9 protein-coding genes are annotated in these 11162 nt (G+C 73.8%); 5 read left to right on the top strand and 4 right to left on the bottom strand.

Annotated elements, in window-relative coordinates:
• Window positions 1-177: 177 nt before the first annotated feature.
• Window positions 178-1761: a DHA2 family efflux MFS transporter permease subunit gene (locus AC6EI4_RS06075; RefSeq protein ID WP_498450889.1), complete on the bottom strand. Its 1584-nt coding sequence runs from the start codon at window positions 1759-1761 to the stop codon at window positions 178-180.
• 109 nt (window positions 1762-1870) lie between these two features.
• On the opposite strand from AC6EI4_RS06075, the gene AC6EI4_RS06070 reads away from it, so the two are divergent.
• Window positions 1871-2281, top strand: coding sequence for a DUF3151 domain-containing protein (locus AC6EI4_RS06070; RefSeq protein WP_498419434.1), 411 nt, complete (start codon window positions 1871-1873; stop codon window positions 2279-2281).
• A gap of 66 nt (window positions 2282-2347) precedes the next feature.
• Here the strand turns inward: AC6EI4_RS06070 and AC6EI4_RS06065 are convergent, their stop codons facing one another.
• Window positions 2348-3244 carry a LysR family transcriptional regulator gene (locus AC6EI4_RS06065; RefSeq protein WP_498450888.1) on the bottom strand — a complete coding sequence of 299 codons (897 nt, stop codon included), beginning with the start codon at window positions 3242-3244 and terminating at the stop codon, window positions 2348-2350.
• Between the two features lie 101 nt (window positions 3245-3345).
• On the opposite strand from AC6EI4_RS06065, the gene AC6EI4_RS06060 reads away from it, so the two are divergent.
• Entirely contained in the window at window positions 3346-4497 is a 1152-nt protein-coding gene (locus AC6EI4_RS06060; RefSeq protein WP_498450887.1) for a YeiH family protein, read from the top strand.
• 18 nt (window positions 4498-4515) lie between these two features.
• Here the strand turns inward: AC6EI4_RS06060 and lysS are convergent, their stop codons facing one another.
• Window positions 4516-5967, bottom strand: coding sequence for a lysine--tRNA ligase (lysS, locus tag AC6EI4_RS06055; RefSeq protein WP_498450899.1), 1452 nt, complete (start codon window positions 5965-5967; stop codon window positions 4516-4518).
• A gap of 298 nt (window positions 5968-6265) precedes the next feature.
• Here lysS and AC6EI4_RS06050 point away from each other — a divergent pair, with 298 nt between their 5' ends.
• Window positions 6266-7291 (top strand): LuxR C-terminal-related transcriptional regulator, encoded by a 1026-nt coding sequence (locus AC6EI4_RS06050; RefSeq protein WP_498419428.1) that lies wholly within the window; start codon window positions 6266-6268, stop codon window positions 7289-7291.
• A 24-nt stretch (window positions 7292-7315) separates the two neighbouring features.
• Here the strand turns inward: AC6EI4_RS06050 and AC6EI4_RS06045 are convergent, their stop codons facing one another.
• Window positions 7316-8230: a diacylglycerol/lipid kinase family protein gene (locus AC6EI4_RS06045; RefSeq protein WP_498419427.1), complete on the bottom strand. Its 915-nt coding sequence runs from the start codon at window positions 8228-8230 to the stop codon at window positions 7316-7318.
• 155 nt (window positions 8231-8385) lie between these two features.
• On the opposite strand from AC6EI4_RS06045, the gene AC6EI4_RS06040 reads away from it, so the two are divergent.
• Window positions 8386-9672 carry an adenylosuccinate synthase gene (locus AC6EI4_RS06040; RefSeq protein ID WP_498419425.1) on the top strand — a complete coding sequence of 429 codons (1287 nt, stop codon included), beginning with the start codon at window positions 8386-8388 and terminating at the stop codon, window positions 9670-9672.
• A 210-nt stretch (window positions 9673-9882) separates the two neighbouring features.
• Complete coding sequence (gene purD / locus AC6EI4_RS06035) at window positions 9883-11157, top strand: phosphoribosylamine--glycine ligase (protein WP_498419423.1); 1275 nt, start codon at window positions 9883-9885, stop codon at window positions 11155-11157.
• The last annotated feature ends 5 nt before the right edge of the window (window positions 11158-11162 follow it).

The following is an 11162-nucleotide window of genomic DNA, read 5'->3' as shown; positions in this document are numbered from 1 at the left end:
GCTCCCTCAAAATAGAGTCTGACCAACCACACACCAAAAAACAAAGAAAAAAGAACATAACCCCACCCCCCCCCCCCCCCCCCCCCCCCCCCCCTCTGGGGGGGGGGGGGGGGGGGGGGGCGTGGGCGCGCTCCCGCGCGGGGCGCGCTCCCGCGAGGGGCGCGCTCCCGCGGGGCGCTACCGGGGCGCGGGCGCGCTAGGGGAGGGTGACGGGGCGGGGGAGGTCTGGTGGGTGGGGCGGGCAAAGAAGAGCACCGCGACCATGCCGATCAGGAGCACGACCGGCGGCAGCAGCATCGACTGCGCCATCGCGTCGCTGAAGGCGTCGAGCGCCGCGGCCGGCATCGCCCCGCCGCCCGCCCCGCCACCCGCGCCGCCCGCGCCAGCCGCACCCGCAGCCTCGGCACCGCCGGCGATGTCGAAGCCGGGAAGCCTCGCGTCGAGGCGGGCGTCCATCAGTACGGCGATCGCGGCCGAGCCGAGCACGGCGCCGACCTGGCGGGTGGCGTTGTAGACGCCGGCACCCGCCCCGGCCCGGGACAGGGGCAGGTTGCGGTTGGCGGTGGTGCTCGTCGGGCCCCACACCAGGGCGTTGCCGACGCCGAGCAGCATCATCGGCAGCGCCAGCTCCCAGGTGTGCGAGTCGGGCGTCATCACCTGGCTCAGCCAGGCCAGGGAGACCGCGCTGCTGGCGAACCCGGCCGCGGTGATGCCGCGCGGGTGCACCCGGTCGATGACGCGCCCCACGAACGGCGCGAGCACGATCGCCATCACCGCCATCGGCACCATCAGCATCGCCGCCCGGGTCGGGGACAGCCCGCGTACCAGCTGGGCGTAGAGCATGAACGGGATCGCCATCGCGGTGATCGCGAACGCCATGGTGGTGATCGCGAGGTTCGCCAGCGAGAAGTTGCGGTCCGCGAAGAGCGAGAGCGGCACCAGCGGCTCGCGGCGGGTGCGGGCCTGCCACACCACGAACGCGACCAGCAGCACGAGCCCGAGCACGATCATCCGCGGCACGGTGACCAGGCCGCTCACCCGACCCCAGTCGTAGGCGTGCCCCTCCTGGATCCCGAACACCACCAGGAACATGCCGGCCCCGCTGAGGGCCACGCCCAGCCAGTCGAAGCGGTGGTCGCTCGTGCTCAGGGCCGGCACCAGCCACCAGGCGAGCGCGAAGCCGACGACCCCCACGGGGACGTTGACGAAGAAGATCCACTCCCAGCCGAGCCCGTCCACGAGCACGCCGCCGAGGACCGGCCCGACCAGCGTGGCGAAGCCGGCGGTCGCGCCCCACAGCGACATCGCCTGGCCACGGCTCGCGGCGGGGAAGATCCGGGTGATCACGGCCATCGTCTGCGGAGTCATCATCGCCGCGCCCAGGCCCTGGAAGACCCGCGCCACGATCAGCTCCTCGATCGAGCCGGTGAGCCCGCACCACAGCGACGACAGGGTGAACACGGTCAGCCCGATCAGGTAGAGCCGCTTCGGCCCGTAGCGGTCGCCGAGGCGCCCGGTGATCAGCACCGGTACGGCGTAGGCCAGCAGGTAGGCGCTGGTCACCCACACCACGTCGTTCACGTCGGCGTCGAAGTCCTCGATGATGGCCGGCGTCGCCACCGACACGATCGTGGAGTCGACCAGGATCATGAAGAAGCCCAGGCACAGCGCGAACAGCGCCGGCCAGGGACTGAGGGTGGCGGGCCTGCCCGGGTCGCTGGAGCCGGGCGGGGAGGCCGAGGTGGAGGAGACGGAGGTCACGAGGAGCAATCAAACACCCGCGCCGGATACCGGGCCGGAGCGAGGTGGTCAGCGGGCGCCCGCAGGTGCTCGGCCGGGCGGGCCGTCGGGCGTGGCTACTGTGGGGCCCATGAACCACCACGACCTGATGGCAGGCCCCCCGCCCACCCGACTCCCCGAGGACCCCGCGGAGGCCGAGCTCCGCGACGACGACCCTGCCGCGGTCGTACGCCGGCACCCGGAGTCCCCGTTCGCCTGGGCGGCGATGGCCGAGCAGGCGCGCGACGCCGGGGCCGACGACGTGACGGTCTACGCCTACTCGCGGGTGGGCTACCACCGCAGCCTCGACATGCTGCGCCGCAACGGCTGGAAGGGCCACGGCCCGGTCCCGTGGGAGCACGAGCCGAACCGCGGCTTCCTGCGCTCGCTGGCGCTGCTCGCCCTCTCCGCCCGCGCGATCGGCGAGAGCGCCGAGTGGGAGCGCTGCTCGGAGTTCCTGCGCGACTCCAGCCCCACGGCGTACGACGCGCTGCTGGGCTGAGCGGGCCTCCGCCCGGCTGAGCGCGGCGGTGCCCGGCTGAGCGGGGCAGTGCCCGCCTCAGCCGGCTCAGCCGCGCGCGATCCGCACCAGGTCGGCGGCCGGACCGCTGGGTCGCATCGCCGCGGGCCACACCGCGCGCAGCGCCCGGGTCAGGTCCAGGCCGCCCACCGCGACGGCGACCAGCTGGCCCGAGGCCAGCTCCGAGACCACGGCGAGCTCGCTGAGCACGGCGGGCGCGTCGCCGGCCGCGGCCGCGGCCTTGACCGCGGCGGTGCTGGCCAGCTCGAGCCCCAGCGGCCCGAGCTGCACGCCGGCCCGGTCCAGCGCCCGCACCAGCGTCTCGCGGGTGCCCGACCCCGATTCGCGCACCACCGGGTCGCTGGCCCCGAGCTCCTCGGGACTCACCGGACGCCGCCGCCGGGCCCAGGGGTGCCCGGGGCCGACGACCACGACGAGCTGGTCGCGGGCCACCGTGGTCGACCCGACGCTGCGCGGGACCGTGGGCGACTCCACGAAGCCCAGCGGCACCGTGCCCCCGGCGACGAGGTCGAGCACGCCGCCGGAGTTGCGGACGTCCAGGCTGACCCGAAGCTCGGGGTGCAGCCGACGGAACCTGGCCAGCCACTGCGGCGCGAGGTACTCGGCCACCGTCAGGCTCGCGGCCACCCCGAGGTGCGCCTGCCGGCGCTCGGCCAGCGAGCGTGACCCGAGCACGACCCGGTCGACGCCGGCCAGCGCCTCGCGCGCCCACTCGGCCACCACTCCGCCCTCCGTGGTGAGCCGCGACCCGGTCGGCCCGCGCACCAGCAGCACCACGCCCAGCTGACGCTCCAGTCGTGACAGCGCCCGGCTCGCGTTGGGCTGCGCCATCCCCATCGCCCGGGCGGCCGCGCCCAGCGAGCCCAGCTCGCCGACCCGTACCAGCAGGTCGAGCGCGGTCAGGTCGGGACGCCCACTGCTCATGCGCAGACGATATGCCCAGCCCGCACCCCATATCAACGGCGCATGAGCTGGTGCCCGATTGCGGGCTACTGCGCGGCGTCGCCGGCGGGCAGGATTCAGGCGTGACCACGATCGACCAGCTCGAACGCCCCGCCGCCGTCGCACCTGCGCCGGCGGGCCCGGAGCCGGCCGGCGCGGGTGCGCCGCCGACGCCCTCGATCGTCTGGGGCCTCGCCCTCGCGGCCGGCGGCGCCGCCGTCGCCGTCGGGGTGCACCGGTTGGTGCCGGTGCTGAGCCCGGTCTTCGTGGCGATCGTGCTGGGCGCCCTGGTCGCGAACCTGGCGCGGCTGCCGCGCGCCGCCGAGCCGGGGCTCGCGATCGCCTCGCGACGGGTGCTGCGCATCGGCGTCGCCCTGCTCGGCCTGGAGCTGGTCCTCGCCGACGTGCTGGCGCTGGGCTGGCCGATGCTGGTGGTCATCGCGCTGGTGGTGACCGGAGGGATCGCCGGCACGCTGCTCCTGGGTCGGGTGCTGGGGGTCGAGCCCGGGCGCCGGCTGCTGCTCGCCTGCGGCTTCTCCATCTGCGGTGCGGCCGCCATCGCCGCGGTCGACGGCATCCGGCGCGCCCCGGCCGAGGCGGCTACCGGAGCCGAGCGCACCGGAGCCCAGCGCACGGAGGCGGCCAGCGGAGCCGAGCGAGCCGGAGCCGAGCGGCGCGAGAGCGACGTGGCCGCGGCGATCGCCCTGACGGTGGTCTTCGGCAGCGCGGCGATGCTGGTGCTGCCGCTGCTGGGCCGGCTGCTCGAGCTCGCGCCGGCGGCGGCCGGCGCCTGGTCGGGAGCCGCGGTGCACGAGGTCGGTCAGGTGGTGGTCGCCGGCGGACTGATCACCGGTGCCGCGGGGCTGCAGACCGCGGTGACGGTCAAGCTCGGGCGGGTGCTGCTGCTCGCGCCGGTGCTGGCGGTGCTCTCCTGGCGCGAACGGCGCACCGCCCCGACCGGCGTTCGCCGCCCGCCGCTGGTGCCCGCCTTCGTGGCGGCGTTCCTGGGCCTGGTCGTGCTGCGCACGGTCGTGGCGGTGCCGCAGCCGGTGCTCGACGCGGCGCAGCTGGTGCAGACCGCGGCGCTGGCGGCCGCGATGTTCGCCCTGGGCTGCTCGGTCGACGCCCGGATGCTGCGCCGGGTCGGACGCCGCGAGCTGGTGCTGGCGACGGCGGCGACGCTGCTGGTGGCGCTGCTCGCCCTGCCCGCGGCGTACGTCGTCGGGCAGGGCTGAGCGCGGGCGCCGAGCGGCTCAGGCCTCGGGCTTGAGGTGCGGGAAGAGGATCGTCTCGCGGATGTTGGCACCGGTGAAGAGCATCGTCAGCCGGTCGATGCCCAGGCCGAGGCCGCCCATCGGCGGCGCGCCGTACTCCAGCGCCCGCAGGAAGTCCTCGTCGAGCTGCATCGCCTCGGCGTCACCGCCGGCGGCCCGCAGCGACTGCTGGACCAGGACCTCGCGCTGCACCACCGGGTCGATCAGCTCCGAGAAGCCGGTGCCGCGCTCGACGCCGGCGATGATCAGGTCCCAGGCCTCGATGAGCCCGGGCTTGTCGCGGTGCGGGCGCGCCAGCGGCTGGGCGCTGGCGGGGTAGTCGCACAGGAACGTGGGCTGCAGCAGCGTCGGCTCGACGAGCTCGCCGAGCAGCTCCAGGGCGACCTTCTCGCCGTCCCAGGCCGGATCGATCGACACCTCGTGGCGCGCGGCGATCTCGCGCAGCGTCTCCACCGGCGTGCTCACGTCGACGGGCTGGCCGACGACCTCGGAGATGGCGTCGTAGACCGGCAGCCAGCGCCACTCGCCGTCCAGGTCGACGGTGCCCCGCTCGGTCTCGATCTGGCGGCTGCCCAGCGCGTCCGCGGCGGCGACGAAGAGGTCCTGCATCAGCCGGGCGATCGAGGTCTGGTCGCCGTAGGCCTGGTAGGCCTCCAGCATCGTGAACTCGGGGGAGTGGGTGGAGTCGACGCCCTCGTTGCGGAAGATCCGGCCCATCTCGTAGACCCGGTCGACCCCGCCGACGACGGCCTTCTTCAGGTTCAACTCCAGCGCGATGCGCAGCGACATGGACTGGTTGAAGGCGTTGAGGTGGGTGTGGAAGGGGCGCGCCGCGGCGCCGCCGTGGACGAGCTGCAGGATCGGCGTCTCGACCTCGAGGTAGTCCTGCTCCTCCAGGCAGTGCCGGATCGCGCTCAGGATCCGCGCCTTGGCGCGCACCATGTCGCGTGCCTCCTGGCGCACGATGAGGTCGGCGTAGCGCTGCCGGACCCGGGTCTCGGGGGTGAGGTCCTTGTGCATGACCGGCATCGGGCGCAGCGCCTTGGACGCCATCTGCCACTCCTGGGCCATCACCGAGAGCTCGCCGCGGCGGCTGGAGATCACCCGGCCACGCACGAAGACGTGGTCGCCCAGGTCGACGTCGCTCTTCCAGGCCGCCAGGGCCTCCTCGCCGACCTCGGCCAGGCTCAGCATGACCTGCAGGCGGGTGCCGGCCCCCTCCTGCAGGGTGGCGAAGGCCAGCTTGCCGGTGTTGCGCACGAAGATCACCCGGCCGGCCACGCCGACGACGTCCTGGGTCTCCTCGCCGCTCTCCAGGTGTCCCCAGCGCTCGCGCACCTCGGCCAGCGTGTGCGTGCGTGGGACCGCGACCGGGTACGGCGCGATGCCCTGCTGCAGCAGGCGCTCGCGCTTCTCCCGACGTACTTGCATCTGGGCCGGCAGGTCCTGCTCGGGGGTCTCGGGCGCGGCGTCGGGGGTGCTGTTCACGCCCCAACGCTAGCGGGCGCGGCCGCGGAGACGAGAAAGGGCGCCGGAGACGTCCCCTGCGGCGACTCCGGCGCCCTTTTGGTGCGTCGGGCCGTGCGGCCTCATCCCCCGATGCGGACCGTGCGGCCTGTCGGTGTCTCATCCCCCGCGGTGTGACGTGGCCGACTGACGCGTGCTCAGAATGCCACTGCTCGGACCTCATGCTGTGGCTACTTGATGCCAATGGCACTAACATGCCAGCGTGCTGCGCAGCTCGGTCTCCTCCGCCTTCTCCGTCTTGGGCGTCGGATCGGACACCGAACAGCTGTACTGGCAGCTGCTCGGCGCGGCGCCGGGCTCCCGCGGCACCGCCCTGGACCAGGCGGCCAGCACCGTGCTGCGCACCCGCGAACAGCTCCTCGACGAGCTGGGGCCGCTCTTCGACCTGGGCATCGCCCGGCGTGAGGGCGACAGCGTCCGCCTGCTCCCCCCGGTGGAGGCGTTCGCGACGCTGGTCCAGGCGCAGGCGGCCGCGACCGCCCAGATCAGCGAGCAGCTGGGCATGCTTGCCCGCGCGATCCCGCTGCTCGACGGCGCTCCGGGGGGTGGGCAGCCGCCGCGTGACCTCGTCATGGACGCCGGGGAGCACCCGTTCGAGCCGATCGCCGGCCAGGTGCTCGAGGGCGGTGACATGCCGAGCCTGATCGTGTCGCTGATGCGCGAGACGCAGGGCGACCTGCTGTGGCTGCGCCCCGACCAGTGGCGCCTGCCCCACGAGAGCGCGCTCGCCGCGGCGGTGGCCGAGCAGATCGAGGCCGGTCGTCGCTCGCGCGCCATCTACCCGGCGCGGATCCTCCAGGAGGCGCCTCAGGTGCTGGTGGCGCGGGCGCGGATGGGTGAGGACATTCGGGTGATCGCGGAGCTGCCGGCCCGGCTGCTCGTGCTGGGGAGCAGCCACGCCCTGGTCCCCGAGACGCTCGGCATCGTCTCCGAGCGCCGTCTGCTGATCCGCCAGGGAGGTCTGGTGCGCGGGCTGGCCGGCCTCTTCGAGCTGATCTGGGACCGAGCCGCGTCGGTGCCGGGCCTGGAGCTCGGCCAGGCCCGCCCCGACCTGCGCCGGCTGCTGCTCCAGCAGCTCGCCGAGGGCGCCAAGGACGAGCAGATCGCGCGCGCGCTCGGCCTGAGCCTGCGCACCGTGCGCCGCCGGATCGCCGCGATCCTCAGCGACCTGGGCGTCGACTCCCGGTTCCAGGCCGGCGTCGAGGCGGTACGCCGCGGCTGGCTGTAGCGGGCGCGAGCCGCGTCCGTCGGATCAGTCCGGGAGCGTCATCGAGAACGCCGCCTGCTCGACGTGCCAGGTGCGCTGGCGCTCGGGGCCGTAGATCTCCCCGTCGGCGCTGCACCAGAAGTCCTCGCCCGCGATGGAGACCTCCGAGCCGCGCAGGTAGAGCACGTCGTCGCGCCGGGTGTGGGCGCCGCGCTGGAGGTGGCCCACGAAGGCGAAGCGGGCCCACAACCCGGTCGAGCGGGAGATCAGGACGTCGACCTTGCCGTCCATGGGGTCTGCCTGCGGGGTCAGCTCGGTGCCACCGCCGACGTGCGAGCTGTTGCCGACCGCGACCATCAGCAGCGGCTCGTCGAAGTCGTTGACCAGCACCCCGTCGACGCTCACCCGCAGCCGGATGTGCGGCGGCCGGAAGGCCGCGAGCACCGCCCCGATCGGGTAGCCCAGCCGGCCGAGGTTCGCCCAGCCGACGCCGACCTCGCCCAGCCGCTTCTTCCAGCGGTGGCCGCGCCTGCTGGCCTGCGCGCCGGCGCCGGCGTGGACGTTGTTGACCACTACGCCGCCGAGCTCGTCGACGATGAGGTCGACCGTGCTGATCGTGCCGTGCAGGGCCAGCTCGGCGGCCTGCTCGAGGTCCAGCGGGATCCCGGTGCCCCGGGCGAAGTCGTTGCCGGTCCCCAGCGGGAGCAGGCTGAGCACCGCGTCCTTGAGCTGGTTGCGCCGGTGCAGCGCGGCGACGACCGCGTGCAGGCTGCCGTCGCCGCCGGCCACCACGATCCGCCGCGATCCGGCGCGGTGCAGCACGCCGTCGAGCTCCCCGGGGTTGGCGGTCGCCGCGACCTCCACCGAGGCCTCACCACGCAGGACGTCGAGGGCGCGGTGCAGGCGCTCGTCGTCGGCCGGGCCGGCTTCGCTGTTGGTGATGACGAGGAGAGGGTCCACGTGCGGACCTTAGCGACAGCTCGCCTTTCCGGTTGGGTTCGCGTGCTGGCTCCTGCGCGGGGTTTTGGTAGCGTGGCGTCGCAAGAGCCCCCGCCAGCCTCGGTCAGCACGCGCTGTTGCAGGGGCTGTTTCCATTTCCAGACAGAGGTGACTCGATGCCGGCCATCGTCATCCTCGGCGCCCAGTGGGGCGACGAGGGCAAGGGCAAGGCGACCGATCAGCTCGCCACCAGCGCCACGATCGACTACGTCGTGCGCACCAGTGGCGGCCACAACGCGGGCCACACGATCGTCGTCAACGGCGAGAAGTTCGCGACCCACCTGCTCCCCAGCGGGATCCTGACCCCGGGCGCCACGTCGGTGATCGCCAACGGCGTCGTGGTCTCGCCCGAGGCGCTGTTCCGCGAGCTCGACTCGCTGATCGAGCGCGGGGTGGAGGTGGCCGACCTGGTGGTCAGCGCCAACGCGCACGTGATCGCGTCGTACCACTCCACGATCGACAAGGTCACCGAGCGGTTCCTCGGCAAGAACCGGATCGGCACGACCGGGCGCGGCATCGGCCCGGCGTACGTCGACAAGATCAACCGGCTCGGCATCCGGGTCGCGGACCTCTTCGACGAGAAGATCCTGCGCGCCAAGGTCGAGGCGGCCCTGGAGCAGCGCAACCACCTGTTCACCAAGGTCTACAACCGCCGCGCGATCGAGACCGACGCGGTCGTTGAGGAGCTGCTGTCCTACGTCGACCGGCTGCGGCCGATGGTCGCCGACACCTCGCTGCTGCTCAACCAGGCGCTGGACCGCGGCGAGACGGTGCTCTTCGAGGGCGCCCAGGCCACCATGCTCGACGTCGACCACGGCACCTACCCGTTCGTCACCAGCAGCAACCCGGTGGCCGGCGGCGTCTGCGTCGGCGCGGGCGTCGGACCGACCCGCATCGACCGGGTGATCGGCGTGATCAAGGCCTACACCACCCGGGTCGGCTCCGGGCCGTTCCCGACCGAACTCTTCGACGAGGACGGCGAGGCGCTGCAGCGCATCGGTGGCGAGATCGGCGTCTCCACCGGGCGGACCCGCCGCTGCGGCTGGTACGACGCGGTGGTGGCGCGCTACTCGACGCGGGTCAACGGGCTGACCGACTACTTCCTGACCAAGCTCGACGTGCTCGACTCCTGGGAGCGGATCCCGGTCTGCGTGGCCTACGAGATCGACGGCGTGCGCCACGACGAGATGCCGATGACGCAGACCGAGTTCCACCACGCCAAGCCGATCTACGAGTACTTCGAGGGCTGGCAGACCGACATCTCCGGCTGCCGCACCTTCGAGGAGCTGCCCAAGAACGCGCAGACCTACGTCAAGGCGCTCGAGGAGATGTCCGGCACCCGCCTCTGGGCCGTAGGCGTAGGCCCCGGCCGGGAACAAAGCATCCTCGTCCACAACGACTAACCCCACCCCACCACCTCACCCCCACCCCAAGAAAAAAACCCCCAACCCCCAACCCCGCCGACCCGTCACTCCCTCGACCTTTCGTACGGCGTGTCGCGGCGGGGATGACGGGTCGGCGAGCGCGGCCGGGCCCACCACCCCGGGCCCGGCCGCGTCCGCCGCGAGTAGCCGTGGGGGGCCACCCGCGGCCCGCGCCTAGGATGGACGCCCGTGAAGACCCTCGTGATCGGTACCGGCGGCCGCGAGCACGCCCTCGCCCGCGCCCTCTCGCTCGATCCCGGGGTCAGTGCGGTCCATGCCGCCCCCGGCAACCCGGGCATCGCCGCCGTCGCCACCCTGCACGAGGTCGACCCGCTCGACGGCGCGGCGGTGGCGGACCTCGCCGAGCGGCTCGGCGTCGACCTGGTCGTCGTCGGCCCGGAGGCGCCCCTGGTCGCCGGGGTCGCCGACGTGGTCACCGGACGTGGGATCGCCTGCTTCGGTCCGTCCCGGGAGGCCGCCCGCCTCGAGGGCTCCAAGGCGTTCGCCAAGGAGGTGATGGCCGCCGCCGGCGTGCCCACCGCCGCCGCCCGGCTCTGCACCACCCCCGAGGAGGTGGCCGAGGCCCTCGACGAGTTCGGCGCGCCGTACGTGGTCAAGGACGACGGCCTCGCCGCCGGCAAGGGCGTGGTGGTGACCTCGGACCGGCGGGCCGCGGTCGAGCACGCCGCCGCCTGCGGGCGCGTCGTGATCGAGGAGTACCTCGACGGCCCCGAGGTCTCCCTCTTCGCGATCACCGACGGCGTCACCGTGCGCCCGCTGCAGCCGGCCCAGGACTTCAAGCGGATCTTCGACGGCGACTCCGGGCCCAACACCGGCGGCATGGGCGCCTACACGCCGCTGCCGTGGGCGCCCGAGGGACTGGTCGACGAGGTGCTGCGCGACGTCCTTCAGCCCACCGTCGACGAGATGGCGCGCCGCGGCACGCCGTTCCGCGGACTGCTCTACGCCGGGCTCGCCCTGACCTCGCGCGGCACCCGGGTGATCGAGTTCAACGCCCGCTTCGGCGACCCGGAGACCCAGGCCCTGATGGCGCTGCTCGACTCGCCGCTCTCGCCGCTGCTGTACGCCGCCGCGACCGGCCGGCTCGACGCCGTACCGGCCCCGGCGTGGAAGCCCGGCGCGGCCGTCGCCGTCGTGCTCGCCTCGCGCGGCTACCCCGAGTCCTCCTCGCGCGGCGACCTGATCACCGGGATCGAGGAGGCCGAGGCGGTCTCCGGCGTGCACGTCATCCACGCCGGCACGGCCCTGGACCGCGACGCGCTGGTCACCGCCGGCGGCCGGGTGCTCGCGGTCACCGCGGTGGGCAGCGACCTCACCGACGCCCGGGCCCGCGCCTATGCCGGCGTGGAGCGGATCGCCTTCCCCGGCGCCCAGCACCGCTACGACATCGCGGCGAAGGCCGCCCGCGCGGCCTCCGCGACCCCCACCCCCGACGGAAAGTGACGCCC

The sequence above is a fragment of the Nocardioides sp. Z43_10 genome (assembly GCF_059766615.1).
The sequence above is the reverse complement of the archived record's forward strand: the minus strand, read 5'-3'. Positions and strand labels throughout refer to the sequence as shown.